We start from the raw sequence: 26498 nt of genomic DNA, 5'->3' as shown, positions 1-26498 counted from the left end.
GCCGTAGGCGGCACCGACCGGCGCGACCGAAGTGGCGGCGGTCGAGCCGGTGTCCGGCGCGGTGCGCCACACGGCGCAGGGCCGCCCCGTGCTCGGCGTAAGCGGACGAGCCCGAAAGCGCCCGGTGGGCTACGCGTCCGACGGGGACTGACCGCCGAGGTCCCTGACGGACCGCTCGATCGCGTACGCGGTCGTCGTGAACGCCTCGATCTGCTCTGCCGTCAGATTCCGGGCCGAGATCTCCTCCAGGCTGCGCCACATGTCCGCGATGGGTTCCCGCATGGCGCGGCCCTTGTCGGTGAGGTGGACGACCATGACCCGCCGATCGTGTTCGGCCGGCTCCCGGGTGAGCAGTCCGGCGTCCTGCATCCGGCGCAGCGACTTCGACACCGTGGAGTGGTCCAGGCCCACGCTCTCCAGGAGTTCGGACTGGGTCTGGCCGTCGCGGTCGAAGAGCTGCATCAGCAGCAGTTCCTGTCCCGGGTGCAGGTTCATGCCGCGGAGCATGGCGCCGGCGTGGCCGCGGTGGGCGCGGGCGAGCTGGAAGATGGCGTAGCTGAGGCGCCCTTCGCGTGCCGTGCCGGGGGTCCTGAACGCGGAATCGGTCATCGTGTTCCTCATACGTCGCCGTGGACGGGGTAGTCGGTGTAGCCGCTCTCGCCGCCGCCGTAGAAGGTGGCCGGGTCGGGAGTGTTCAGCGGCGCTCCGGAGCGTATCCGGTCGACGAGGTCGGGGTTGGCCAGCGCCATCGTGCCGACGCTGACGACGTCGGCCCGGCCGTCGGCGATGTCCTCGGCGCGGGCAGCCAGGTCGGCGCCGGCACGGTTGAGTACGAGCGTCCCCGGCCACAGCGACCGCAGCGTGCCGAGAAGTTCCTCGTCGCGGGCGTGGATCAGGTGCAGGTAGGCGAGGTTCAGCGGGGCGAGGGCGCGGACCAGTGCGGGGTACAGCTCCCGCGTGTCCTCCTCGCGGATGTCGTTGTAGGGGTTGCCGGGCGACAGACGGATGCCGGTGCGTCCGGCGCCGATCTCGTCGGCGACGGCGGTGGCGACCTCGACGGTGAAGCGGATGCGGCCGTCGAGGGAACCGCCGTAGCGGTCGGTGCGCCGGTTGGCGTTGCCGGACAGGAACTGGTGGAGGAGGTAACCGTTGGCGCCGTGGATCTCCACGCCGTCCGCGCCCGCCTCGACGGCGTTCGCGGCGGCGCGGCGGAAGTCGTCGACGGTCGAGGCCACTTCGCCGGTGGACAGCGCACGGGGCTCGGGCATCTCCCTTGGCCCGGCCGCGGTGAAGATCACGCCGGCGGGCTGGACGGGGGAGGGCGCCACCGGCAGCCGTCCGTGCGGGGTGTTGTCGGGGTGTGCGATGCGTCCGGTGTGCATGAGCTGTACGACGATCCGGCCACCGGCGGCGTGCACGGCGTCGGTGACCTCGCGCCAGCCGGCCACCTGCTCGGGGGTGTGAATGCCGGGCGTGAGCAGGTACCCCTGACCGTCGGGGGAGGGCTGGGTGCCCTCGGTGATGATGAGCGCGGTCGAGGCGCGCTGGGCGTAGTACTCGGCGTTCAGTTCGGTCGGTACGCCCTCGGGGGTGGACCGGTCGCGGGTCATCGGCGCCATGACCAGGCGGTGCGGCAGTCGGATGTCTCCGGCGCGGGCGGGCTTCCAGAGCGGGTTGAGGACAGTGGTGTCGGGGGTGGGCATGGGGTTCTCCTGTGGTGAGGGAGGGGCGGTGGCTGGATGGATGCGCCTCGGGCGCGTGGAGCTGCGGCAGGCCGGGAGGGCACGGCGTCAGGCATCGGCGCCGACGGAGCGGGCGGCCGGCCCGCTGGGCCAGGGCCGGCCGCCCGCGTGGGGGGTCAGTCGACGGTGAGGACGAGCTTTCCGCGGCTGTGGCCGGCGTCGCTGGCCTGCTGCGCCTTGGCCGCGTCGGAGAGCGGGTGGGTCGCGCCGACCGTGGTCACCAGTGCGCCCTCGGTCGCCTGCCGGGCGAGTTCGGCCAGCCGGGCGGCGGAACGGCGCTGGGGTCCTTCGGAGAAGACGATGCCGAGTTCGCGGGCGCGGAAGTCGGCCGTGGTGACGATCCGGTCGGTGCCGCCGCGCAGGGTGATGGAGTCTTCCAGTGCGCCCTTGCCGGCGGCGTCGAGCACGGCGTCGACACCGTTCGGGGCGAGGGCGCGGACCCTCTCCACCAGGTTGTCCCCGTAGACGAGTGCGGTGGCCCCCAGGGAGGTCATGTACTCCTGGTTGGCGGGGCCGGCGGTGCCGAGGACGCGGGCGCCGCGGGCGACGGCGAGCTGGACGGCGATGGTGCCGAGCGCCCCGGAGGCGCCGTGGATCAGCACGGTCTCGCCGGCCTTGACGTCGAGCAGGTCCAGGGCCCGGTCGGCGCCGTCACCCGCCACCGGGAGCGCGACGGCGTGCGTCCAGGCGAGGCCGGCCGGTTTGAGGGCGAGATGGTCCGCGCCGGCCAGTGCGTACTGGGCGTATGCGCCGGTGTCGGACCAGCCCAGCACCTCGTCACCCACCTTCAGCCGGTCGACACCCTGGCCGAGGGCGTCGACGATCCCGGCGATCTCACCGCCGGGGACGGCGGGCAACGGGGTGGGGAAGACGGCCTCCATGGTTCCGGAGCGGATCTTCCCGTCCACCGGGTTGACGCCGACCGCCCGGACGCGGACACGGACCTGGCCGGGACCGGGCTGCGGGATTTCGGTGTCCACCTCGTGCAGGACCTCGGTGCCGCCGAACGTGTCGAAAACGATGGCCTTCATGACTGCTGTCTCCTACGGAAGCCGGGTACCGGACCAAATATGTGGCCGGACACGTAAAACGTAACACCGAATAGGTGGCTAGCCAAGTATCTGAGATCGGCGATGCTGGAGGCGGGGCTTCCCCGGTTCACGGTGATGTGGGGCCTGACCGGGGTCGGGGGCTGGCCGCAGACCCGGCGGGCGCCCGGCGGGGGCGTGGCGATGCTGCGCCAGGACCAGCTGTTCGTCGCTGAGGACGGCACCCCGTGGGTGCGCACCGATCCGGCGCCGGACCTGCCGGACGACGACATCCGCCGGCATCGCGTCCCGCGCCGGGAGTACGACCGGCTGGCGGACGATGGTTTCCTGGGGGTCAGCGGCGCGCCGACCGCCGCGCGTGAGTGCGGTTCGGTCGAGGGGGTGTGGTGGGCGGCCGGCGGGCTTGCCGTCGGGGTCGCGGGGACGCTGCTCGCGCGCGCCGCAGCGGCCGGGCGTGGTGGCGAACCGCCGCGGAACGAACCTCGTCAGGAGCTGATCGATCTCTGAGCGGATCCGAGAACAGCGCAAGGACGCGCTGCCGGAGCGCATGGCCGCCCGCCGGCGCGGTGAGGGCGGAGGCCCAGCTGCCCTCAGAGCCTGTTCAACGCGACTGCCGCCGGGAGCGGCGCCGATCGGGCCGGGCAGCGTGCCGGCGGGCTGCCGGCCCCGTCGTCAGCTCCGGCTCAGCCGCCGCGCGGTGGCCTCGAGCAGCTCATCCAGCGCCGCCTCGCGTGTCCGGTCCCTTGGTCGGGCCAGCCCTACTCGGCTCGGTGAGACCCCGCGGACTGGACGGAACACCACGTCCGGGTGGGAGTAGAAACGGGCCGTCGACGCCGGGGCCAGTGCTACGCAGCCGGCAGCCACCGCTACGAGCCACTCGTCGGGCCGACTGGTGACGGCGCCGACCCGCACCGGGTGCCCTTCCCGCTCCTCCGCCGCCAGCCAGTGCTCCCTCCAGGCTCCGGTCTCGGCTCCGGCAGCGACGAAGGGCTCGTCCCACAGCTCCCGGAACTCCACCGTCCCGCTGTTCGCCAGCGGATGTCGAGCCGGCAGCAGCACCCCACGCTCCTCGACGAACAACTCCCGTACATCCAGCCTCTCCTGCCCTGGAAACGGCAAACGCACCACTGCCGCGTTCACTTCGCCGCGGGCCAGGCCGGCACTCGGGTCCGACCAGTCGAACTGACGCAGTTCCACCCGCCACTCCGGGTGCGCCTGACGAAACTCGGCGATGACCTCGTGGACGGCGCCCACGGCGCCCGCGTCCAGGAAGCCCAGGCGCAGCAGCCGCGCCGCCCGGCCGGCTGCCTGTACCGCCTCGTCCCAGTCGTCCAGCAGTGCGGGCACCCGCGCGGCGAATTCTCGACCGGCCTCGGTCAGCGCCATACCGGACCGCGAACGCGTGAAGAGCGGTGACCCGAGCTCGTCCTCCAAGCGCCGGATCTGCTTGGTCAGCGCGGGCTGCGAGACGAACAGTCTTTGCGCCGCCCCGGTCAGGCTGCCCTCCTCCGCCACTGCGGCGAAGTACCGAAGCAGGCGTGTGTCCACGTCCATGCCGTCAGGTTATAGAAGCGGGTATTGGACGGTGCCGAAGCGCCTGCGGATCCTGAAGGCGTGATCGGTATCCAGCTCGCATTCCTTGTCGTCACCTTGTTCACCGCTGCGGTCAACGTCGGTATCGCCGCAGCCGATCTCGCCGGGGCGCGCTTCGTGCTGGCCAACTCGGCGCAGGTGGGTGTGCCCCGATCCTGGCTGCCCTGGCTGGCCGCTCTCAAGCTGGCTGGTGCCGCGGGCCTCCTCCTCGGCCTCATCGACGGGGCACTGCGCCCCCTCGGTGCCGCTGCGGCCTGCGGTCTCGTCCTGCTCTATCTGGGCGCGCTCGCCTTCCATCTGCGCGCCCGTGTGTTCTACAACCTCGCTTTCCCCGGTTTCTACTTCGCCATCGCCGTCGCCTCGTTGGCGTTGACCGTGTCCTCCTGATGGCGACACTGCTCGACGTTCGATGAGTGTCGTCTGCCACGAGAACGTCAGTCGCTCCGCCACGGGAAGTGGGGGCGGCACGGTGCGTGGTCCCGCGGTTCCACTCCGAACAGGGCCCGCCTCCGGTTCCGGCACGACCCGACCGGCGCACGCCGTCGCCGCCGCGACGAGGGCCGCCGACACGGCGAGGGAGCGCGCCGCGCGGTACCTGCTGGCGGCGCGGCTGGAGCGGCTGCGCGAGCGGACCGCGGCCCGGACCGGGAAGACCACGCCGTGGACGGAGCGGCTGCCCTGCCTCGCCGCGCGCACGCTGAACGACGACGCCACTGGGACGGTGGTCTAGGCGGCGGAGAAGAACGGTGCCACCCGCGGCGGTGCAGGTAGGCGTGGGTCTCACGGGGAGACGAACGTCAGTCACCCGCTCACTCTTGCGGCCGTTGGGACGCCCCGCCTTAACCGGCAGTCGGCGATCCGCCCATGGTGTCCGGATTCGGGTGCAGGCCGTTGAGCAGGACGCGGATCAGGGCGCCGGGGAAGTCCGGGTCGTTGTCGATGCCGGCGAGCGCGACCAGGCCGTCGAGGATCTGTCCGAGAGAGACGTCGCTGCGTACTTCTCCGCTGCGTTGCGCGGCGCGGAAGAGGGGCTCGCCTGCGGCGATCGTGCGGGAGCGGCTGGCGCGGAGGATGGGGGTGCCATGGGCGGATTCGGCGAGGAGGACGGAGGCGAGAGGTCCTTTGCGGGTGCCGATGGCGTGGAAGTGCATGAGCCAGGCGAAGAAGGCCTCGCCAGGCGTGTCGCCGCTGACGGATTCGGCGGCTTGGCACATGTCGTCGACGGTGTGACGGAAGAGTTCCTCGACCAGTTCGAGTCTGCCGGGGAAGTTGCGGTAGAGCGTGGCCATGCCGACGCCGGCACGTCGGGCGATCTCGGCCATCGACGGTGCGGCGCCGGGTGCGGCGAAGGCCTCGCGGGCCACCGCGATGATCTTCGACCGGTTGCGTTCGGCGTCGGCGCGTCGGGCAGGGGCGGGCTCAGCGCTCACGGCGGATGCTTCCTTCCTTCGATGTCCCAGGTCCCAGCTTACCGGATAGCCTTCTCACTTCCTCTTGTAACCGGATAGCCTGTCCGGTACGTTAAATGGACAGGCAATCCGTTTAGGACGGATCTGCTGATCATGACTTCAGGAGAGGAATGACCATGACTTCGACTGTGAGCGTCCCGCCCGTCGCCGACGCCGCCCGCGGTGACGTCCCCGCGTTCGTGCGGGCCGGAGAGCGGATGATGTGGATCGGAGGCCGTCAGGTCGCCGCAGCCTCCGGACGGACGCTGCCGAACACCGACCCGGCCACCGAGGAGGCGCTGGCCGGTGTGCCGCGCGGCGAGGCAGCCGACATCGACGCCGCGGTCAGGGCCGCGCACGCGGCGTTCACCGATCCCGCCTGGGCGGACATGACCCCCGACCGGCGCGGCCGGATCCTGCACCAGATCGCCGACGTCATCGAGGAGCACGCCGACGAACTGGCCACCATAGACTCGGTCAACATGGGCGCACCCCGCATGCTGACCGCCCACATGCTCGCCGAGGCGAGCGAGGTCTTCCGCTACTACGCGGGCTGGCCCACCAAGCTGTCCGGCGTGAGTGTCCCCGCAGGCAAGGACCGCATGGCCTACACCCGCAAGGAGCCCCTCGGCGTCGTCGGCGTCATCTGGGGCTGGAACGGTCCGATGGGCCAGCTGCCCGGCAAGCTCGCCCCCGCCCTGGCCGCCGGCAACACCGTCGTCCTCAAGCCGGCCGAGACCGCCTCGCTGAGCACGCTGCGCCTGGCCGAACTGCTGGCCGGCACCGACCTGCCGGCAGGTGTCGTGAACGTCGTCACCGGCCTGGGCTCCGAGGCGGGCCAGGCGCTGGTCGCGCACCCCGGCGTCGCGAAGATCGCCTTCACCGGGTCGACCGCGACCGGCAAACTGGTCCAGCGCCAGGCCACCGACACGCTCAAGCGCGTCACTCTCGAACTCGGCGGCAAGTCGCCGTCGGTCGTCTTCGCCGACGCCGACCTTGACATGGCGGTGCGTGGCGTGGCGGCCGGTTTCCTGGGTAACGCGGGCCAGGTCTGCGTCGCCGGATCGAGGGTGTTCGTCCAGGAGAGCATCCGCGAGGAGTTCGTCGAGAAGTTGTTGAAGACGATGGAGATGTTCACCCCGGGCGACCCGCTGGCCCAGGGCACGCTGGTGGGACCGCTCTCCACCAAGGCGCAGTTCGACCGCGTCAGCTCCTACCTCGACATCGCCCGTGAGGAGGGCGCGAACGTGGTGACCGGTGGCGGGCGCTTCGGTGACCACGGATACTTCTTCGCCCCCACCCTCCTCGACGACGTCCGCCCTGACATGCGCGTCGTGCGCGAGGAGATCTTCGGCCCGGTCGGCGTGATCACCACCTTCACCGACATCGACGACGCCATCGCCCAGGCCAACGACACCGACTACGGACTGGCCGCCTCCGTGTGGACCACCGACCTCACCACCGCACACCGCATGGCCGCAGCCATCGAGGCCGGCACCGTCTGGATCAACACCTGGGCGGAGATGAGCACCGGCAACCTCCCCTTCGGCGGTTACAAGCAGTCCGGCCTGGGCCGCGAAGGCGGCCTGGAAGGACTCGACACCTACACCCAGGTCAAGACCGTCCGCATCGCACTGTGAACACAACCACCTCAGGTGTCTGACCGGATGCCTGTCACGCGGAGGCCCGTCGCCCGACGGGCCCCCGCCCCTTGCCGGCCTGCCCTGGGCCGCCATCACCCTCATGACCAGGCGCATCACCTGCCGAAGGGGGGAGCCGGCCTCCCGTGTAGCGCCGTGGGACTGTTCGTGCTCAGAAGCAGGGGCATCACCGTTGGCCTTGACCCGGCGAAAATCGCGGGCCGGCCCGTGCGGGCCGGTCCTGGAGCCTGCCGCTTCAGGACCGGCCCTGCTGGTCGCGGCGCACTGGGGCATCAACTCACTGCATGCGGCTGAGGTGGGATGACCTTCGCCGCTTCACCGGCCAGCGGGCACCACGACAGGTGATCGGTGCGCCGTGCGTACCACAAGGCCGGAGGTGCCCGCGGTGCGGGAGGTACCGGTGCCCGTGCCGCGGCAGTCCTTCGGGAGCGCCGGGAACGCTGTGACCGCCTCCGGCGCGCCCGTGCCGCCCTCGACACGTGTGACCAGCTTGGGCGCCGCCGTGTTCGCACCCGTGATCCGGGCCACGATGCCGGCGTCCGTGGGCAGCGAGGGGTGGGTCTTGTCCAGCGGCATCAGCACCGGCCGCTCTGTGCCGTCGTCGTAGATGGACGTGAAGGAGACCCGGGGGCCGCTGGGGCGGTTGCTCAGGTGCGCCAGGATGCCCGCCCCGATGGACTGCACGCGGGTCGCGGTGCACTTGTCCGCCGGGGGCTCACCGCTCGTGGCGGCTTGCGGGTCGAAGGAGGTGATGGTGCCGTCCGCGCTCAGGACGACGTAGATCGCCTTGCCGCCCGGGTCGACGATCTCCTCCCCGGCGTAGATGTGGGACAGTGTGCCGTGGCCGTCGTCGACCGCGTGCGTCTGGAGGGTCACGAACGCGCCGCCCGCGGGCCGCTTCAGTTCGGCCTGCCACTGGTTGCTGCCGGTCTGCTCGACGACCGCGGTGTAGCCGCGGGCGATGGTGAACGTACCGGGCCCGCGGAACTGGTTCTTGCCCGGGACGGCGATCCAGGACCCGAAGTGCCCCTGCGGGGTGAGGAACGTGTACTCGCCGTTGTCCTGGAGCGCCACTGTCTCACCGTTCGCGTCGATGATGCTGGTGCCGTGGTAGCTGATGATCCGGCCCCGGTAGTGGGAGGCCGAGACACGGTAGATCTCCACGAATCCGCCACCGGAGGCGAGCTGCTCGGTACGGACCACGGGGCCGCCCGGGTTCTGCGCGGCCACGACACCCTGGTGTGTGGTGGCGAACGCGGCGGGCGCCGGGGCGAGGAGGACGGCGGCGACGACGGCGGTGGCAGCGAGGACCACGCGCGGACGACGACGCTTGACGGTTGACGACATGCCTGCTCCAACATGTTTGTCTTGCACGGGTGACGTGTGCGACCAGCTCCTGCTGCCCCTGTGGGGTGGAGCCACCGAACCGGGCAGGGAGGCTGTGAAGAACCCTAGGGACTCCTGTTCACCGCGACGTCGGTCTTACGTCATGGCCACGTGACGAGACCTCAACTCCCTCCGCTTCGTTCACATCCCGCTGACCTGCAGCTTCCGCGTACGAGTGACCCTTCTGCACCAAATCTGTAAGAATTTCCTTTCATTACACAACCATTCGGCTGAAAAACTCGTCAAGCCCCCTGCACCACAAAGCGCCTGCCAATCACCCGCCGCCTCCCCCCCCCACAGCACTCTGCGCGAGCACGACCCGGACTACGTAACGCTGGACGGCACCCTCGGCGAGTGCGACCGCCTGGGCGACGGACGCGCCGACTACTCCCACAAGCACAAGCACCGGTGCCACGGCGTGAACGGCACGCATCCACCGCATCATCCGAATCTGCGAACGTCAGGGCGTCCCCATCGTCGCCGACCGCGCCTACATCGGCGCCGGCTCCTGGACCACCACCGCCATCCGCCGCCCGCCCAACGGCGAACTCACGCCGACCGAACGGATGCTGAACCCCGCATTCGCCCAGAACCCGCGCTCCCGTCGAACGAGGCGTCACCCGCCTGAAGTCCTGGCGGATCTTCCGCCGGAGCCGCTGCGGCCCGAGCTGTCTGACAGCCATCACCGCCGCGGCCCTCACCCTGGAGAGGCGACGCTGAAAGGGCGCAATGAGCGGTGTGCATCATGAAGTCGTAGGTCACGGGGCTGGTGTGAATGGCGATTCGGGTACTCATGCCGGCCGGCGGCCGGTGGCCATGGTGTAGATCATCGGGCAGGTCTGGCTCCGGCGGGATGCCGGGTTCGGCTGCGCCCGCGACCAGCCCCCGCCTACGATCCGTGAGCAGGTCGGCACGCCGCGAGAAGGCGGGAGGGCGCGGGATGCAGGAGCGGCACTGGATCACCGTCCGTCGGAGCGAACTGGAAGCCATCGTCGAGGAGTTGGCGAAGCGAGCTCAGGAGGTCCAGCCGAGCGGGATGAACTGGTGATCGAGGAACGAGTGTCGAACCGTCTGGCCGAGCAGACCCGGGCCGACGCCGGGCCTGTCGCTCCGGTACCGGCGAAGGTGGCCGGGCGGGCAGTCCTGCTCCATCCCGCACCGCAGCGACGCGGCCGACGAGGGCGCGCTGCGGCGGCTGCCGCAGGATCCTGGCGATCGTGCGGGAGGCTGCCCTGACCCGGGAGCAGACGGCACTGGCAGCCGTCCGGGCGCCGGTCGAGCACGGCTTCGCCCATCTCGCGAACTGGCGCGTCCTCGGCAAGGTTCGCACCGACCCGAAGTGGGCGACCGCCCTGGTCGGGCCCTGCTGGTCCTCACGAACCGCGAAGTCGCACGATGACCGACGATCTTCACGAAAGTCACGCCTCAGCGACCAGCACGAGCACCCCGATGCCCACGCACACCACCCCCGTGACCAGCAATTTCAGCTTGCACACCTCTCAACGGTGGCCTCAGTCCGGCCGAAAAGACGCGCCGACCGGCTGCGTTTGCGATCGGCCGCAGTCGTGCCACGCTAGAAAAAGAGGGAGCTGGAGCAAGGGTTCACCGTGCCCTTCGACTTCAACGTCGACGTCCGGCTGACGGATAGGAACGATTCGGACAACGTGCAGTCCAGCAACATGATCGTCGCCTCAGTCCCGGCCGGCGCTGACCGAACCCTGTGCGACTGGTAAGACGCCGTTGTCTTCCTTCCCTCCGCCTCCGGCGAGTTCGAATGGGGCGGTCGCCCCGGACAACGGTGCGTCTTCGCGTTCGACGGGTCTTCAGCCGACGGCCGTCCTGGCGGGGCGGCCGGGAAGGGTCACCTCATGCTCTACGCCGGAATGGACACGGGCAAGTATCCGGGGAAGCCCGTTATGGGCGCGATCTCGGATCTCTCGAACATCTACTGGACGGGCATGTATCTCGATTCGCCGGCGCCAGCCGTCGGCGAGATCCCGGTCACGAAGCCGCTGAACGGCCACAACCGGATGGGCGGTATCGGCGCCCACCCCGTGGGCGGTTGGATGAACGGGTGGTCCGACCTGCGTCCGGTGTGGGGGCTCCTGCCGATCTACTGGGGACAGCAGGACCCGGGCAACGCGGACGGGCCGATCGATGTCCGCGTGCAGATCGCCGTGGCGAACGCCGAGGACGCCGCCGTGAAGGCGACGAGCGCGGGCCTCCCGCAGGGCTCGGTGATCTACCTGGACTGGGAGAGGGGCGGCCCGCCGGCGGACGCGGGCAAGAAGTACTGCTCGGCGTGGTTCCACCGACTCGCCGAACTCGGCTACCGGCCCGGCGTGTACTGCCACCCCCCATCCTCTCTCGCCTTCCGCAAGGAATACCCGGGCCTGTACGTGTGGAACGTCAACCTGCTTCCGGCGACCGCCGGCGGCATCACGGTCGTGGGCGGCAAGGTGGAGCTCGCGACACCGCCCATCAACGTCACGGGCGGCGAAGCACCGGACCGGGACGCGATAGCCCGGCAGTGGCGGTTCGGGATCGGACAGCCCGCCGGAGGCCCCATCGCCGGATTCCCGGACATCGACGCCGATGTCGCCGTCGTCCGCAACCCCGCCTTCCCCGAGAGCGGCAACCAGCCGGACGAGATACGCGGTGGGCCCGTTGTCGGCGCGCCCGGCACGGCCGACGGGCTCGGGGCGTTCGCGGTGCGCCGGGGCAAGGCCACGCGGGTGACCTGGTCGCCGGGCGCAGCCACGCTGGACGCCGATCTCGACGGGCAGGTCTCGACGGCCTCCCTTAACCCCTTCGCGCCGATGTCGGCGCTGACCGACTGGCTTGCCGGGCTCGCCCTGTGGGACAGCGGCGACGACCGCACCTGGCACGTCCACACCTTCCGGCACGCCGCCTCCGGGGCCTGGCAGGAGTGCAGCGTGCCCGAGAGCGACACGGTGGTGATCGACCCGCTCGCGGGCGTCGTGATCGCCCAGCGCAAGGACGGGGCGCCCGAGGTGTTCGCCCACGACCGGCAGGCCGACAACATCGTGGGCAGCCGGTGGGAGGAGGCCACGCAGTCCTGGACGGCCCCCGGTCACCTCCAGGCCCCCGCGGGGCCCGTCGCGCCCTCCGTGCTCCGAACCAACGGCCTTGCCGCGTTGAGCCGCAAGACCGGCCAACTGGACCTGTTCTGGGTGGGCAGCGACTCCGTGCCGCGTACGTCCTTCTCACTCGGACCCGGGAACTGGGCCGAATCCTCGGCCATCGGCGACCCCGTCGTCCGCGCACACACGATGACGAATCTCGCGGCGTGCAGCCCCGGCCCCGATCTCATCGAGGTCCCGTTCATCGGGCGCCGCGACGGCGATCCCAAGCTCCGGCTCTACAGCACCCCGTGGACCACGGCATCGTTCTGGGGCACCACGCGCGAGATCGGCGGCGGAGCCGTACCCCTGGAACCCTCGTCCCGGATCGCCGCGACGAGCCGCTCGTCTGCGTTCCTCGACGTGTTCGTCATCGGCCTCGACGGCATGCTCTACAACACGTCCCTGACGACGGCGACAGGCGTCTGGACCGCGCTCCGGCAGATCGGCGGGACACCGCCGAAACTCGCCCACGTCGTCACCGCGTGCTGCCAGGGAACCGGCGATGTCGAGGTCCTCGCCATGGGGCGCGACGGCTCGGTGTGGGCGACCCACTGGGACTCCGCCCTACCCGACTACGTGCCGATGGAACGGCTTTCCCCGCTCGACCTCGCCTGACACTGAGCGTGGTGGCCCTCCCGGCGAAGTCTGAGCCTCCGCCTGACTGACGTCTCGACCGTCCGGTCTGGAATCGTCGCTCGCCGGTGATCAGCACGCACGCGGCCGGACGGACGCTTGTGACTTGGTAGGACCTTGGCCCAGAAGCCCGTCACTGTCTTGTCCACCCCCGCCCGACCGGCGCGTGCCCGCCCTCGCCACGCCTGCGCAAGGACGGACATGACCAGCATGGTGCATGAAGCTGCAGTACGCCGCCGGGCCAGTCGGTGAGTGTGCCGCACCGTCAGCGGGAAACCGCGGCGACAAATGGAGAGGCTGGTCGCACCGTGTTAGCGTGGATGCATCCCCCACCACCCATAACCTCGGACTCCGCGGAGGAGATGGTGAGCATGGCGCGGGAATCTATGCTCCACGCGTCTCGGGCCGCGCAGCCAGTCACGGATTCATCGGGCGCCCAGGTGGACTGGGAAGAGCTGAGTCGGCGGCTGCACGGAGCGTTGCTACGGCCGGGAAATCCAGGTTTCGAAGATGCCCGGAAGTTGTTCAACCCGCTCCATGACGATCATGTACCGGCCGCAGTGGCGCAGTGCGAGTCGGCGTTGGACGTCAGCAGTGCGGTATCGATGGCCGCGAATCGGGTTCCACTGGCCGCCCGCAGCGGCGGGCACTCCTATCCCGGTTACTCGGCGCCGCACGGCGGGCTTGTCGTGGATCTGCGGCGCATGTCGACCGTGAGCGTTCAAGCGGACGGGACTGTGACCGTTGGCGCCGGCGCGACGATACGGGACATTTATAGCGTACTTGGACAGGCGAACCGATGCCTACCTGCCGGATCCTGTTTCACCGTCGGCGTCGCCGGGGTGACCCTGGGCGGCGGAATCGGCGTACTGCAGCGCAAGTTCGGGCTCACCTGCGATCACCTTGTGGCCGCGGAGATCGTCACTGCAGACGGGCGAAGGCTTACGGCCTCCGCCGCACGCACCCCGGACCTGTTCTGGGGACTGCGTGGAGGTGGCGGCGGCAATTTCGGGATCGTCACGGAGTTCACCTTCGCGACCGATCCGGCGCCGGCGCTGACCGTATTTGTGGTGGGTTTCCCGGAGGGGAAGGTGACCGAGGTGCTAAGCGCCTGGCAGCCGTGGATCTCCTCCGCTCCGCGGGAGTTGTGGGGAAACCTCAACATTTCGGGTGGTGATCCGCCGAGCTGCCGGGTCGCTGGTTGCTTTGTTGGGCCGAGCAGCGTTTGTGCTCCTCTTTTGGACGATCTCGTCTCCCGTTGCGGTGTATTGCCCAATCGCAGGACCGTGCAAGACCGTGACTACTTCAATGCCATGCGTTTCTTCGCCGGTCGCCCCGATCGGGAGTCGTTCGTCGCCTCGTCGCGCGTTCTTGGCGCTCCCGCCACCGACCCCACCGCCGTGACCACTTTGCTCACCGGACGCACGGGCCTAGCGCTTATCCTGGACCCTCTCGGGGGCGCGGTGGCCGATGTGGATGTCCAGCAGACCGCGTTCCCGCACCGGAAGGCGTTCGCTACCGCGCAGGTCTACGCTACTGCCACGGCAGCATCCGAAGCCGAGACTACGCACAGCGTTGCCGAGGTGGTGGCTGGCCTGGCGGCCCTGGGTATCGGAGGCGGCTACATCAACTACATTGATCCCGCCCTGCCCGATTGGCCGGAGTCTTACTACGGACCGAATCTGGGGAGACTGCGCTCCATCGCGCACGACTATGACCCGGACAAGGTGTTCGACTTCGCACAGGGGCTCAGGCGGGTTTGACGTGGTGCGCCTTTCGAACAAGCTCTGGATGGGTCGTTGGCCTGACCGACGGGTGAAGCGTGATGCGGTGGGTGCGGGTTGATGAACCACTCGTACTTCAGGAGGCACGGGATCTCGCGGACCCTGTCGCCTGTGTCGCCGCGGCTCACGACCACGTTCCACGCCCAGCTGTACCCGGCGTACATGCCCTCGTAGTTCTCCGAGGTGTGGTACTCCGGGTCGGAGCATGACGCCGCCGCGGAGCGGACCCCGGCGTGCGTTGCGGGCGCGGCGTGGGCAGGAGCGACGAGTACCAGACCCCCGAGGGCGGCGCTGCTCAGGGCCAGTCCGGTGGTGAAGCGCTTCAGCACGAATATCTCCGTTGTGGTGCGGCTGTCGGATGCCGGCAGACCCGTTACCGAGTCCGCCGGGGTTCGGCAGGCACCCCGTCCGACCGCGTTCGGAAGCGGCCAGGCCCTCTCCGGGCAGAGGGGAAGGCGGGACAGCAAGAAGTGTGACCTGCGGGGACGCTGCCGGAGGTGACACATCCGGGGACGCGGGACGGCCGTTTGATCTCGCACCCGGAAGAGGCAGGCCTCCTCCGTCAGCGCTATGCCGGACCGCGGTCGCAGGAACTGATCCCGAGTGGGCCTGGGAGGACGCCGAGCCCGCGCACGAGTCCGAGCCGCGGCCGGTACGGAACTCAAGTCTTCCCAGGCACCCTCGACTCTCGGAGTGACTGGCCGTTCTCCATCCGCTCGTGCGCTCGGTCTGGTTCGAACGGCGCCCTGGATCGGGTGACTTGTCGGCCGGCGTCCCGCAGCCCGGCCGTCATCTCCACGGTCCGGACCCCGGTGGGCGGGGCGGGCCGCGCTCGACTACGGACGCGCCCTGCCACGTCCACGTCCGCAACAACGAGGGCGACATCGATTCCGACCGGCAGGCGAGAACGACACCTGCATCGTCGGCACCGGCCGCCCCTGCACGACCTCCTGAACCCCAACCGCACGGATCCTGGACCCTGTCCGGACAGCCGGGGCCGGGCGCGGGCAGAGTGAGCGCGGAAGTTGGCGAGCCCGCCGAGTAGAGCGCTCGGTCACAGCGCGGGGGAGAATATTCGGTTTCCGCGCGCTGCAGCGAGGCTCGGAGTTGAGCGAGGGCCTGAGCCGGCGTGGTCGGCCGGCCGCGACGAGTAGGCTGGTCGTTCGTCATCGGACCTGGGAGGCTGGCGTGGACTATGGCGACAAGCTCTTCTGGCTCTCGGTTGTGATTCAGCGCAAGTACGCGCAGATATGCGCCGAGTTCGATCTGACCCCCTCGCAGGCCACGCTGCTCTGCGCGGTCAGGGACGAGCCGCGGCAGATGGCTGACCTCGCCGCGTCGTTGGGTATGACCAAGAACGCGTTGAGCCAGCTGGTCGATCGCACCGCGCGGCGCGAGTTGGTCGGCCGGGCAAGCTCGGCGCAGGACCGGCGGGTCGTCATGCTCAGTGCGACGCCCACGGGGAAGGTGCTCGCCGAGGCCGTTTACGCCGAGGTCGCCAAGCGCCTGCCCGAGATCGCGAGGAACCTCGACGCCGACGACCAGCGCGACTTCGAGCGCGTGGCCACCGCCATCGTGGACACCTCGGACCTGTCTTCGCCCACCTCGGACCAACCCATCACACCGTGAGGTCCCGCTGCACCGCACCTTGACGATGTTCATGCCGTGAACTAATTTCGTTCATGCCATGAACTACTTAAGGGTGGAAGCGATGAGCACACAGACGACCGGCACGATCGCGGTCTTCGGCGCGACGGGGCAACAGGGCGGGGCGGTGGTCGACGCGTTGCTGGACCACAAGGCGCGGGTGCGGGCTCTGGTCCGCAATCCGCAGTCCGTCCGGGCTCGGGCGCTGGCCGCCCGCGGCGTCGAGTTGGCGGCCATCCGGGCCGACGACCCGGCGTCGCTGGCCGCCGCGCTGGCGACGGTCGAGGGGTTCTCTTTCATGACCCCGGAGGCGAACAGCCTCGAAGAGGTCGAGGCGGAGATCCGCATCGGTACCGCGCTCGTCGACGCGGCGGTCGAGGCGGGCGTTCCGCACGTCGTGTTCAACTCGGTCTTCGGAGCGGACCGGGAGTCGGGTGTGCCGCACCACGACTCGAAGCACTGGATCGAGGAGCACCTGAGAAAGTCCGGCCTGAGGGCCGTGATGGTTCGCGCGACCGCCTTCATGGAGAACTTCGCGAGCGTGATGGCACCGAGCCTGGAGCAGGGGGAGATCGTGCTGAGGCTGCCGCTGCCGGAGGACGTCGCCCTGAAGATGATCTCGGTCAGGGACATCGGCCGGGTCACCGCCGCGCTCCTGCTCGACACCGCGAAGGCGTCCGGCGGAGCCGTCGAACTCGTCGGCGACGAGCTGACGGGCCCGCAGATCGCCGCGGCGTTCGGCGCGCGCGCCGGGCTCCCGGCACGGTACGAGACCCTCCCGTTGAGCGTCCTTCCCAACGACCTCGACAAGGCGATGTTCCGCGAGTTCGCGCAGGCGGCGCAATACCCTTCGGACCTCGCGGCGGTGCGCTCGATCGAGCCGGCCACCCTGGACCTGGTCGAGTGGATCCGAGCTACCGGCTGGACCGCGCCCACAAACTCGGCTGGTTCCTGAGCCTCCGTCCGCGATGAACGCCCCGCGATCGTGCCCACGGTCCCGGCGCTCCACATCCGCCGACGGTCAGCCGAGTGTGGGGAAGGTGGGCGGAGTGAGTACTCACTCATTGACGGAGTGAGTACTCACTCCGTACTCTTGCGGTCATGACAGCACAGAAGGAGAACCAGACCGCCCGCCGCCGCGCCCCCGCCATGTCGCCGGAGCAGCGCCGTGAAATGATCATTCAGACCGCGATTCCGCTGATCACCGAGTACGGCTCCGCCGTGACGACCGCGAAGATCGCCCGCGCCGCGGGCATCGGCGAGGGCACGATCTTCCGCGTCTTCACCGACAAGGACGAACTGCTGCAAGCCTGCATGGCCGAGGCGCTCTCCCCCGAGCACGCGGTCCGCGAGCTCGACGCGATCGACGTATCTCAGCCGCTGCCCGGCCGGCTCGCGGAGGCGGCCGAGGCGCTGCAGGCACACATGGACAGGATGGGCGCGATCCTCGGCTCGCTGGGGCATCGCGGCGGGAAGCATCCCGGCACGGTGCGCGGCGCCGGCCGCGGCGAGTCGACGACCCGTATCCGCGTGGCCCTCGCTGAGCTGCTGGAGCCCGACACGGCTGACCTGCGCCTGCCGCCGGAGCAGATCGCGGCCCTCTTCATCGGGCTGCTCTTCACCCAGCCGCGTACGGAGGACGAGCCCGAGCTGACCCCGCAGGAGCTGGTGGAGGTCTTCCTGCACGGGGCGCTCTCGGGAGGCGCCGAGTGAACGCGCGCAGAAGGCGCCTGGGAGTTGCGGCCCTGGCCGTCCTGGCCCCCGTCCTGGTGTGGCTGGTCGCGGACCCACTACTGGGGCACCGGCTGCGGATCGCCGACGGCGAACAGACACTCGACATCGGCGCCGTGCCCGTGGCGGGACAGGCGCGTCCTCACTGTCCTCGCCATCGACCCGCACACCCTTGGAGACGGCGCCGGACGTCCCACCACGCCACTCCGGCTCCCAGGCCCGGATCCACCCGCTCTCGCCGGAGCGTCGGTGCTGCTCGTCGTGCGGCGCCCCGGCCGTCGCGACCCGCCGCCCGGACGTGCCGGGCCTTGGGCTGCGGTGGGTGGATGCCTGCCGTGACTGCATGATCGCCGCGTGGACCCAGCGCCCCCCGCTCCCGGCCGTTTCCACCTGACCGCGTACTCCGCCGGCCGGCCGGTCGTGCACGGCTGGCGGAACGACCGGTCGGCCGCAGACCGGAAGCTCGCCGACTGGGTGGGCGAGTACGGAGCCCTGCGGGTCCCCGGTCTCCTCGTGGACGAGGAGACCGGGCAGGAACTGCGTCGGATGGAGCCAGGACATGACGTCGCGCGAGAAGTGGACCGTGGACGGACTCCACGTAGCGCTGCCGCACAGTGCGCTGCGCCGGCAGCTGCTCCAGGACGTCAACCTGACCCCCTCGAAGACCTGCCCGCCCGGCTGGAAGGGTGGGCGACGGCCGCCCAGACGCTCGAGGCCGCGCGGCCCCGCATCGAAGCGGTACGCGCCTACCCGGAACACGGCGCGGGACCCACTCGAGGGCGGCTGTGTTCCCGGGCCGTGCGGAAACCCGCCCCGGGTGCGGCTCACGCCTTCGCCCGAGGCGGTGAACGCCTCCTCGACGAGTCGCGATCCGCGATCGGCCGACGGGCGCCGGCCGGGCCGATCCTCCGCAACGGCTGATCCGTCCGTCCGGCCGGTGGCCTCGGTCCGGGCATCGACACCGCCTTCACCCGGCTGTGGCGAGGCCGCCGGAAAGACCCGGCCCGAGGGATCAGTCCAGGATCGCGGTCGCCTCGACCTCGACGAGCACGTCCGGCTCGAAGAGATAGTCGACGCCGATGAGAGAGGCCGGAGGCATGGGCGCCGGGAGGTCGATCTCCTCGGCGACGGCCTCCACTCCGGCCATGAAGTCGCCGATCTTCTCCGGCGCCCACCGGGTCACATAGAACGTCAGGCGCAGCACGTCTCGGAACGTCGCACCCGCGCCTGCGAGTCCGACGGCGGTGTTGCGCAATGCCTGGGCGACCTGCCCGGCCAGATCACCGGGCGCGACCGGCGCCCCGTCGGCCCGACGCGCGACCTGTCCGCTGACGTGGACGTGCTTCGACCCGGTGCCCACGGCGACGTGATGGTAGGGGACCGGACGCAGCATGCCTTCCGGTGTCAAGTGCTGAACCGTCATGGGTCTCTCTCCTTCGAAGTAGGTATCTTGAAGCTACCTAGTAGAAGAAAGACACTTCAACGAGACCAGGTTTCGCCATGGATACCGCCGACGAACTCCGCATCGACGCCCCGCATCGCGAACTGCTCGACCAGATCCTCGACAAGTGGTCGCTCAGCGTCCTCAACGAACTCTGCGAGCGCCCGTGCCGCTTCAACGAACTGCGTCGGGCCATCCCCCAGGTCACCCAGAAGTCGCTGACCGCGACGCTCCGGCGCCTGGAACGCAACGGCGTCATCGAGCGCGAGGTCGTCTCCACCCGCCCCGTGGCGGTCAGGTACCGGATCACACCGCTCGGCAAGACCCTTCGGCATCCCATCGACGTGCTGCTGGCCTGGGCCTCGCAGAACATGCCCGCCATCGAACGCGCACGCGACAATTTCGACGAGCGCGAGTAAGGAGCCGGTCTCTGACACGTTGCTGATCCCGGTGTCCGGGCCGGAAGGGGCGAAGGACACGGCGAGGCGCCTTCGGGCGCTGGTGCGAGGTGTCCCGTCGGCAGGCGCGGGAGTGAAGGACAGTTCGACGAGGCCGGGGTCGGCCAGGAAGCCGCAGGGGGAGAGAGCGGGTACGCGCCCAGGTCCGGCCAGTGGCCGGCCTCCGTCCGTCCAGCGCGCTTCGGGCCACCGGGTACCACGGGCCGACGGTCAGGGCGCTCAGTCCGAAGAAGACGGCACGAGCCGGCGGGGCTTCTCCCGTGCCAGGACTCGTTCCCGCGTCGACGACGAGCTCGCCGCCGCCGACAAGGCCGGCGCGCGCCTGGTCACCGTCCTGGACGAGAACTGCCCGGCGAACCCGCGCGAGATCGGCAACCTGCCGCCGTTCCTTTTCCACTGCGGCGAGCTCGAACAGCGCGACGCCCGCTCCACCGCCATCGTCGGCACCCGCCAGGCATCCGGGGACGGGCTGCGCCGGGCGTCACGGATGGCCCGCGAGCTCGTGGACCATGACGTCGTGATCGCCAGCGGTCTCGCCGAGGGCGTCGACGCAGCCGCGCATCAGGCAACGCTCGCCGCAGGCGGCCGGACCTTCGCCGTCATGGGCACCGGCATCGCCGCCCCGATCTACCCGGCCGAGAACCGTCCGCTCGCGAAGGCGATCCTCAGCGCTGGGGGAGCGCTGCTGAGCCAGTTCTGGCCCACGAGCCCCCGGCGAAGTACACCTTTCTCCGCCGCAACGTCGTCACGTCCGGTACCACGCTGGGCAGCGTCGTCATCGAGGCCTCGAGCACGTCAGGCGCCAAGACGCAGGCCCGCCCGGCCGCCGAGCACGGCAAGCTCGTCTTCCTGATCCGTCACCTCGCCGACACTCGGCCAGGTGAGCACACCCGAACAGATCCAGAATGCAGCCCTTCTCTGGCAGGAACACCGCGATGCCGAGTTCCCCGCCGACCTACGAGGCGTCGAGTCCGAAGCCATCACGAATCCATCGGCATGGTGATGCTCGATGCGGACACCGCAGGATGCGCCTCCACATGGATCGGCAACGGCGGCACCCTCGATCCACCGTCGAACAGCTCGCTGTCCTGGCGGAGAAGGCCGGCATCTTCCTGATCGAACTCGCCGTCGCCTTCGTCGTCGACCACCCCGGTGTCACCTCGGCGATCATCGGACCTCGCACCATGGACCAACAGGAGGAGTTCCTGCCCGCTGCCGACACCACCCTGTCCTCCGACGTCCTCGACGCCGTCGAGGCCATCGACGAGATCGTCGCCCCGGGCGTCACGGTCAACCCGATCGGCAACAGCTACGGAGACTTCGAGCTGCGGGCCGACCAGCGGCGCCGCTGACATCAGCCGGCTCGGCCGGTCACCGTCGGCCGATCGGAGCACCAGCGCGTGCACCGGCGAACAGTCGCCCCGGGTGCCGCGCCGGAACATCGTCTTCCCATACGAGTGCGACCTTCCTCAGTGCTGCTTGGAGCCGGGCTGTACGCCTCGCCGTACAGGCGGCTGGCGAAAGTCCGAGCCGAAGTCAGTGCAGAACAGGCTTACCCGGGCGGCAGGCCGAGGGCATTTCGGGTTTCGCCGACCAGCCGCAGGGAGCCGAAGACGACGATCAGACCGCCAGGGCCGGCGAGTTCGGCGGCCCGGTGCAGCGCCGTGGGGGCGTTCTCGGCTGTCAGGCACGGTCCGGTGCGGCCCGGGGAGAGCCTGCGGTGCAAGGCGGCGGGGGCCGCGGCCCGGTGTGAGTCGGTGCGGGTGAGGACGAGCGGCCAGTGGGACGGCAGCGGGACGAGCATGCCGGGAGCGTCCTTGTCGTCCATCGCGGCGAAGACCAGCACGGGCGGGCCCGAAGCGCCGCCGACATGCGCTCGATCCTGGTCCTGGTCCTGGGCTGGTGCTTGGGCTAGACGCAGGATTTCCGGGGCAACGGTCGTCACGCCTTGCGGGTTGGTGGCGCCCTCCAGCAGGACGCGGCCGCTCCAGCCGTCCAATTGCGCGCCGCGGATGAGTTCGAGGCGGCCGGGCCAGCGAGTGGCCGCCAGCCGAGCGCGCAACTGTCCGGCGTCGGGCGGGCCGATGTGGCCGCGGTCGGTCAGCGCGTCGACGGCGGCGATGGCGGTGGCGAGGTTGCGGTGCTGGTGCGCTCCCGCCAGAGGGCAGGGCAGGTCGCGGTGCACGCCCCGCGGGGTGACGACGTCCACCAGTGTCATCGGACCAGCGGCGCCGGGGGTGGTTCGCGCGGTGTAACGGACCTCATGGCCCACGCGCCACACGGACAGTCCGTTGCGCTCGTCGCAGATCTCCTGCGCGGTGGCTGCGGCTTCGGGCTCCAGCGGTCCGAGGACGACATGATCCCCGTCCCGTACGGCCTCGATCTTGGCCCGGGCGATCTTGGCCAGGGAGTCGCCGAGCAGGCGGGTGTGGTCGAGCCCGACACTGGTGACGACTTTCACGTCCATGCCGAGCTCCGCCGCCGCGGCCCGGCTCCCGCCGATACTCGCCTCGGCCACCGCCAGACCGACGCCGGCTCGCTGGAAGTGCACGGCCGCCGAGGCCGCGAAGACCCCCTGGGAGAGAACGGGCAGGCCATGCCGCTCGATCGCGTCCCAGACCTCGGCGAAGGCCGACGCGTATTCACCGCGTGTGACCGGAATGCCGTCGACCCGGATCCGTTCCCTGGGCTCCTGCAGGTGCGGGCTGGGCATGCTGCCCACCCGCCCACCGGCAGCGGCCACGGCCGACACCGCGAACGCGCACGTCGACCCCTTGCCGTTCGTCCCCACCACCAGCATCCCCCGCAGGTCCCGCTCGGGATGGCCCAGCGCCTCGAGCAACTTGGAGACGTTGGCCTGGCGTACCCCGCGGGGAATCCTGCCGGGATTCTCGTGCATCGTGGTGAGGAGGTGCGTGCACTGTTGGTAATCCACGCGCCCGATGATGCCACTCTGGGTGAGTGACCGACCACGGTGAGAAAGCGTCTCCGTTGTCCCTCGCTTCCGCAGGGACTGGGGCACGTGGGCGTCTGCGTCAGCGCGGGCAACGGTTGGGCCGCGGGACTGACCGCAGGCGCCTTCGCGCCGGACTGGGACGGAATGCGCGACCACTGCATGACCGGCTACCTGGCCGGGCTGGAGCCGCACCTGTCCTGACATTCGATCAGCGGCCCGAAGGTGGTGCGGGCCCGGCTGAACTTTCTGCTCGCCCCCCCCACGGCTCGCTCCGGCCGCCGGCCCGCTTGCTCCGACCGGCCATCGCTGCCATGTCGTGCGACGAATGGACAGGGCTCAAGATCACCCGAATGCCGTAACACCGACGAGTGGCGATCGTGGAGGCGGAAGCCTGGGCACCGGGCGGAAAGCCGCTGCCGCGCGTCTCTGATGCCTGACGTGGCGGCGGCGCCTCCGTCGCCGGCGTACCCGCCGGTGGCCGTTGCCGGCGACGGAGGTGATGGTCCCGTCGGGTGCCACCTTGCGCACGCGGTGTCCGCTCGGGCCGGACCGAGGGTGAGGTGTGACGAGAAGATGTCGTCTGAGGGGAAGAACCGTCTTCGCCGTCGCCGCCGATGTCACTGAGATCACCGTCGACGAGTGACTGGGCCTCGGCGGCATCGACGACGCCCTCAAGCCCTACCTCGTCCACCATCACACCCTCGGCTGACACTCGCCGTACCATGACCCGGTCCCGGCAGTGCGGGAATCGGACCATCCCGCCGACCGCGCTCCATCGTCCGCGCTCACCAGCACTCCGCGGCCACCGGTTGAAAAACGGCGACCGGTGGTGGGGGCCGGCTCCGTCCGGGGCCGCACCCGAGGACGACCAAGACCCCTCCGCCGGAGGACAGGAGGCCTGGACGCCGTGCTGGCTGTCGCGGATGCGGAAACCCAGGATCTCCTCAGCCTGCTTCAGGACGGCGAGAGCGATGACGGCGCTCCTCGAGAAGGGAACCCGGAAGCAAAGGCCAAGTCTGCAGGGTTGCGGACGCCCCGTCAGGGACGGGCGAGCGGTGTGGGGCGAGGCCGGTGATGGACTCGGTGATCCTCGACGAACCAGAACTGGAGTTCGGCGGAGCGGCCCGGCACATCGATCCACGGTTCGGGACCACGAACTACGGCACGCCGATCTCGGCGCGGCCCTGCTCCACCGGTTCAAACGCCGGGGGCGGCTGCTGATCGCCCGCGTATTGCGGTCGCTGAAGACCCTCGTAGCTGTCCATCGTCCAAGTATCGGGGAGGTGCGCAGCCCCATCAGCGGTCCAGCCTCCGAGAGCACAGGATCGTGTCACAAGCTCTCAGGGCTTTGTTGAGGCGTGAAGCAGCCCATCGGTTGAGACCGGCACTACGGGCTGTCCCGTAATCCCTGGCGGGCGCGCGACGACAGCCACGGCGCCTCGCCGCGTTGTCGGAATGCCCGGATACATCCAGTATCCGGGCACCCCTCCGCCTTGCGATCCACCGCATCTGACGCCGCGCACTGATCCACCAGGAATTATGGGACAGCCCTTAGCAAGACCGAGAACCAATTGGCGAGATCCAGATCGGGTCCGAGGCTACGGCACGCGCACGTTGGTCGGTGCCAGGCCCCTTCGACACGGCAGCGGCTCCCGTTGCAGGTGTGGCGACTGCTTTCGACACTGGAAGTGAGCAGAAAAATCCCCTGACTTCTGGTTGAAAGGGGAACAGACATGGCTGACTCAGCGAACAGGAGAGTGAGACCGCTCAATGTCGTGCTGCGTCCCGAGTCGCCGGTCTCCCAGGCCTACGCGAAGGAGCGGGCACCTGCGGCGGTCACGACGGAGGCGGTGACGTCCGAGGGATTCCGCGAGATCCCGGCGTGGGACCTGACGGACCACGGCGGCAGGAAGATCACGGACCTCGTCTTCGTCAACCGCTACCTCGGCGGGCAGGACGCCTGGGACACGGACGACATCAAGGAGATCGATGCAGCGCTCGAGGCCGCGATGACGGACCCCCGGCTGCAATCGGTGATCGCCCAGTACTACCCGGGCGAGATCTCGTCCAGAATGCTGGACTCCGACGTGCTGGCGGAACCGGCGCCGAAGAGGTTCTTCAAGGACCAGGCGGAGACACTCGCCGCACGGCTGTTCCAGGACGGGGCGCTCGGTGACAGCGACCCCGGCGAGAGCGTCATCAACCTCATGCTTCCGCGCGGCGTCGTCCTCGTCGACGGGTTCTCACCGCAGTTCCGGCCTCCGGCCGGCGAGGAAGAGGAACACGAACGCCGCCAGCAGGCGCTGATCAAACTCGATGACGACTCCGACTCCGACTCGGCGAACGGACTCGCCGGTTTCCATGGGTCGGTGCACCTGAGGCACAACGGCCGGAACGTCACGGTCTACTACGCGGTCGGGGTCTTCTCCCAGGTGGTCAACGGAGTGAGGAACGGCATACCGGTGTTCAACGGACCGGACGCCTGGAAGAACGTGGTGGCCACCTTCTACCACGAGCTCAACGAAGCGCGGACCGACCCCGATGTCGAGGACGCCGCCCGGTCGAACGACTTCTCGAAGCTCGGGTGGTACTCCCTGAACGGCCGGGGTGAGATCGGGGATCTCCCCATCAACGAACTCGAGGCCCAAGGCCGCGACATCAAGACGGTCTTCAAGGAGGTGCCCCTCACCGACGGGGTCGGCAAGGTTCCGGTCCAGCTCCAGTGGTCGAACGCGGTACACGCTCCCGCCTCGTCACTGTGAAGGGGACGGCGGCCCGGGTGGGCACCGAGCCGCCGTCGGCCGAGCAACCGTCAGCAGGCTGGTCGCGGCGGGAAACGCCGGGCAGACCACCGCGCCTCCCTGCTCGGCGAAGTGGCTGGCGCCGCCGACGCTGTCGTAGGCCGGCTGGCCGCAGATGCCGCACTGGGCCCATACCGCCTGACGACGTCACCGCCTCCCCCGCTCGGAGAACCCTGCCCAGGGCAATCGGCGCCACGCTCCGCGGGGCCAGGACTTCGGTGAACTCGGAAGGTCCAGCGCCTGTGACGGCCGCCGGCACGGCTTCCGTGATCATGGAGTTCTTGACGCACCGTAGTCCGGCTGGAAGGGGACGTGCGGCCTGATGCCGCTGACGACGCAGCACCGTTCACCCCTCGTCGATGCCGTCCTGGTCGCGCAAGGGCCGCAGGCCACCGGGCAGGTCGGGAAGCTGGAAGGAGTACCGGCCCAGCACGTCGATGTGGTGGCGCACGAACGGCGACAGCCGGGCGACGTCCTCGTCACGGACAGCGAAACCGTTTTCGCGGAGCTGAGCCACGGCGGCGTCCATGTACCGGGTGTTGAAGAGTACCGGGGCGTTGAGTACCAGGCCGAGGGCACCGATCTGGTCCTCCATTCCGTCCTGGTAGCGCTGGTAGAGCTGCCCCGAGCGGCCGTGGAAGACCTTCCGCGCGAGCGCGTGGCGGCCCTCCTGGGGGTCGGCCTGTACCTTGATCTGGCGGCGGTAGCCGGGCTCGTCGGCCAAGCGCAGGATGTGCAGCGTCTTCGCGATCCGCCCGTAGTGCGTGATCGCGTCCCCCAGCCGCGTGGGCCGTCCGTCGCGGGACAGCATCCGGATGACGTCAGGTCACCACGCCGTTCGGCCACGGTCGGCCTGCTGACATCCCCGTTGCGGCTGCTCTGCCCATGTCCCTTGGGTGCAGTGAGAGAGCAAGGGACGGGCGGGACGGGCGGCGCGGCCGGGGTTCGGGGCGCGCTCAGCCGGTTGTGCGTCGGCCGGGGCCCGCGCGCGTGCCGCCGTCGCGCGGCGAAGCGGTCAGGCG

The 26498-nt window shown here is 69.9% G+C and carries 21 protein-coding genes and 5 pseudogenes; 17 read left to right on the top strand and 9 right to left on the bottom strand.

The annotated features are described in order from the left end of the window. Nucleotides 1-129: 129 nt before the first annotated feature. The 3 genes from ACH5A8_RS25585 to ACH5A8_RS25575 all read right to left on the bottom strand — a co-directional run bounded on the left by ACH5A8_RS25585 (nucleotide 130) and on the right by ACH5A8_RS25575 (nucleotide 2773). The gene (locus ACH5A8_RS25585; protein WP_399005639.1) at nucleotides 130-609 is read right to left on the bottom strand and encodes a MarR family winged helix-turn-helix transcriptional regulator; all 480 of its coding nucleotides are present in this window, start codon (nucleotides 607-609) and stop codon (nucleotides 130-132) included. An 8-nt stretch (nucleotides 610-617) separates the two neighbouring features. Then, nucleotides 618-1703, bottom strand: a complete 1086-nt coding sequence (locus tag ACH5A8_RS25580; RefSeq protein WP_399005637.1) for an alkene reductase — start codon at nucleotides 1701-1703, stop codon at nucleotides 618-620. 155 nt (nucleotides 1704-1858) lie between these two features. Then, entirely contained in the window at nucleotides 1859-2773 is a 915-nt protein-coding gene (locus ACH5A8_RS25575; RefSeq protein ID WP_399005635.1) for an NADP-dependent oxidoreductase, read from the bottom strand. 123 nt (nucleotides 2774-2896) lie between these two features. On the opposite strand from ACH5A8_RS25575, the pseudogene ACH5A8_RS25570 reads away from it, so the two are divergent. Beyond that, nucleotides 2897-3298: pseudogene (locus ACH5A8_RS25570) on the top strand (hypothetical protein); the annotation flags it as partial. A gap of 165 nt (nucleotides 3299-3463) precedes the next feature. Here the strand turns inward: ACH5A8_RS25570 and ACH5A8_RS25565 are convergent. After that, nucleotides 3464-4345 (bottom strand): LysR family transcriptional regulator, encoded by an 882-nt coding sequence (locus ACH5A8_RS25565; RefSeq protein ID WP_399005633.1) that lies wholly within the window; start codon nucleotides 4343-4345, stop codon nucleotides 3464-3466. 69 nt (nucleotides 4346-4414) lie between these two features. On the opposite strand from ACH5A8_RS25565, the gene ACH5A8_RS25560 reads away from it, so the two are divergent. Together ACH5A8_RS25560 and ACH5A8_RS25555 are read left to right on the top strand one after the other, a co-directional pair. Beyond that, the gene (locus ACH5A8_RS25560; RefSeq protein WP_399005932.1) at nucleotides 4415-4771 is read left to right on the top strand and encodes a DoxX family protein; all 357 of its coding nucleotides are present in this window, start codon (nucleotides 4415-4417) and stop codon (nucleotides 4769-4771) included. Nucleotides 4772-4793: 22 nt separating this feature from the next. Next, on the top strand, nucleotides 4794-5114 hold the full coding sequence (locus ACH5A8_RS25555; protein ID WP_399005631.1) for a hypothetical protein: 321 nt from the start codon (nucleotides 4794-4796) through the stop codon (nucleotides 5112-5114). 109 nt (nucleotides 5115-5223) lie between these two features. On the opposite strand, the gene ACH5A8_RS25550 is transcribed toward ACH5A8_RS25555, so the two are convergent. Beyond that, nucleotides 5224-5814, bottom strand: coding sequence for a TetR/AcrR family transcriptional regulator (locus ACH5A8_RS25550; protein ID WP_399005629.1), 591 nt, complete (start codon nucleotides 5812-5814; stop codon nucleotides 5224-5226). Between the two features lie 155 nt (nucleotides 5815-5969). On the opposite strand from ACH5A8_RS25550, the gene ACH5A8_RS25545 reads away from it, so the two are divergent. Next, nucleotides 5970-7472, top strand: coding sequence for an aldehyde dehydrogenase family protein (locus ACH5A8_RS25545; protein ID WP_399005627.1), 1503 nt, complete (start codon nucleotides 5970-5972; stop codon nucleotides 7470-7472). Between the two features lie 336 nt (nucleotides 7473-7808). Here the strand turns inward: ACH5A8_RS25545 and ACH5A8_RS25540 are convergent, their stop codons facing one another. Beyond that, a complete protein-coding gene (locus ACH5A8_RS25540; RefSeq protein ID WP_399005626.1) occupies nucleotides 7809-8840 on the bottom strand; it encodes a hypothetical protein in 1032 nt (343 codons plus the stop codon). Nucleotides 8841-9180: 340 nt separating this feature from the next. On the opposite strand from ACH5A8_RS25540, the pseudogene ACH5A8_RS25535 reads away from it, so the two are divergent. The 8 genes and pseudogenes from ACH5A8_RS25535 to ACH5A8_RS25500 form a co-directional block, all read left to right on the top strand. Then, nucleotides 9181-9599 (top strand): annotated as a pseudogene (locus ACH5A8_RS25535) (transposase family protein); the annotation flags it as partial. Nucleotides 9600-9777: 178 nt separating this feature from the next. Next, complete coding sequence (locus ACH5A8_RS25530) at nucleotides 9778-9927, top strand: hypothetical protein (protein ID WP_399005625.1); 150 nt, start codon at nucleotides 9778-9780, stop codon at nucleotides 9925-9927. Between the two features lie 172 nt (nucleotides 9928-10099). Beyond that, a pseudogene (locus ACH5A8_RS25525) lies at nucleotides 10100-10278 on the top strand (IS5/IS1182 family transposase); the annotation flags it as partial. A gap of 469 nt (nucleotides 10279-10747) precedes the next feature. Next, nucleotides 10748-12640 (top strand): glycoside hydrolase domain-containing protein, encoded by a 1893-nt coding sequence (locus ACH5A8_RS25520; RefSeq protein WP_399005624.1) that lies wholly within the window; start codon nucleotides 10748-10750, stop codon nucleotides 12638-12640. A 539-nt stretch (nucleotides 12641-13179) separates the two neighbouring features. After that, nucleotides 13180-14421, top strand: a complete 1242-nt coding sequence (locus tag ACH5A8_RS25515; protein ID WP_399005622.1) for an FAD-binding oxidoreductase — start codon at nucleotides 13180-13182, stop codon at nucleotides 14419-14421. A gap of 1209 nt (nucleotides 14422-15630) precedes the next feature. Beyond that, the gene (locus ACH5A8_RS25510; protein ID WP_399005620.1) at nucleotides 15631-16071 is read left to right on the top strand and encodes a MarR family winged helix-turn-helix transcriptional regulator; all 441 of its coding nucleotides are present in this window, start codon (nucleotides 15631-15633) and stop codon (nucleotides 16069-16071) included. An 82-nt stretch (nucleotides 16072-16153) separates the two neighbouring features. Beyond that, nucleotides 16154-17044: an NmrA family NAD(P)-binding protein gene (locus tag ACH5A8_RS25505; RefSeq protein ID WP_399005618.1), complete on the top strand. Its 891-nt coding sequence runs from the start codon at nucleotides 16154-16156 to the stop codon at nucleotides 17042-17044. Nucleotides 17045-17190: 146 nt separating this feature from the next. Continuing rightward, nucleotides 17191-17802: a TetR/AcrR family transcriptional regulator gene (locus tag ACH5A8_RS25500; protein WP_399005616.1), complete on the top strand. Its 612-nt coding sequence runs from the start codon at nucleotides 17191-17193 to the stop codon at nucleotides 17800-17802. 1030 nt (nucleotides 17803-18832) lie between these two features. Here the strand turns inward: ACH5A8_RS25500 and ACH5A8_RS25495 are convergent. After that, on the bottom strand, nucleotides 18833-19243 hold the full coding sequence (locus ACH5A8_RS25495; protein WP_399005614.1) for a RidA family protein: 411 nt from the start codon (nucleotides 19241-19243) through the stop codon (nucleotides 18833-18835). A 77-nt stretch (nucleotides 19244-19320) separates the two neighbouring features. Between ACH5A8_RS25495 and ACH5A8_RS25490 the strand changes: the two genes are divergently transcribed. From ACH5A8_RS25490 to ACH5A8_RS25480, 3 genes and pseudogenes are all read left to right on the top strand, one after another. Beyond that, entirely contained in the window at nucleotides 19321-19680 is a 360-nt protein-coding gene (locus ACH5A8_RS25490; protein WP_399005612.1) for a winged helix-turn-helix transcriptional regulator, read from the top strand. A gap of 31 nt (nucleotides 19681-19711) precedes the next feature. Beyond that, a pseudogene (locus tag ACH5A8_RS25485) lies at nucleotides 19712-20835 on the top strand (DNA-processing protein DprA). Next, nucleotides 20757-21071 (top strand): aldo/keto reductase, encoded by a 315-nt coding sequence (locus ACH5A8_RS25480; protein ID WP_399005610.1) that lies wholly within the window; start codon nucleotides 20757-20759, stop codon nucleotides 21069-21071. The pseudogene ACH5A8_RS25485 and the gene ACH5A8_RS25480 overlap by 79 nt, the downstream one beginning before the upstream one ends. 200 nt (nucleotides 21072-21271) lie before the next feature. On the opposite strand, the gene ACH5A8_RS25475 is transcribed toward ACH5A8_RS25480, so the two are convergent. After that, the gene (locus ACH5A8_RS25475) at nucleotides 21272-22654 is read right to left on the bottom strand and encodes a bifunctional folylpolyglutamate synthase/dihydrofolate synthase (protein WP_399005608.1); all 1383 of its coding nucleotides are present in this window, start codon (nucleotides 22652-22654) and stop codon (nucleotides 21272-21274) included. An 87-nt stretch (nucleotides 22655-22741) separates the two neighbouring features. Here ACH5A8_RS25475 and ACH5A8_RS25470 point away from each other — a divergent pair, with 87 nt between their 5' ends. Further along, nucleotides 22742-22876 carry a hypothetical protein gene (locus tag ACH5A8_RS25470; protein ID WP_399005606.1) on the top strand — a complete coding sequence of 45 codons (135 nt, stop codon included), beginning with the start codon at nucleotides 22742-22744 and terminating at the stop codon, nucleotides 22874-22876. Between the two features lie 1532 nt (nucleotides 22877-24408). After that, nucleotides 24409-25437, top strand: a complete 1029-nt coding sequence (locus tag ACH5A8_RS25465; RefSeq protein WP_399005604.1) for a hypothetical protein — start codon at nucleotides 24409-24411, stop codon at nucleotides 25435-25437. A gap of 385 nt (nucleotides 25438-25822) precedes the next feature. Here ACH5A8_RS25465 and ACH5A8_RS25460 read toward each other — a convergent pair. Continuing rightward, nucleotides 25823-26299, bottom strand: a pseudogene (locus ACH5A8_RS25460) (Tn3 family transposase); the annotation flags it as partial. Nucleotides 26300-26498: the final 199 nt, after the last annotated feature.

Origin of the sequence: Streptomyces sp. NPDC018610, from assembly GCF_044391765.1 — a bacterium.
Taxonomy (GTDB): Bacteria; Actinomycetota; Actinomycetes; order Streptomycetales; family Streptomycetaceae; genus Streptomyces.
Note: the sequence above shows the minus strand (reverse complement) of the source record. Positions and strands in the feature narration are given on the sequence as shown.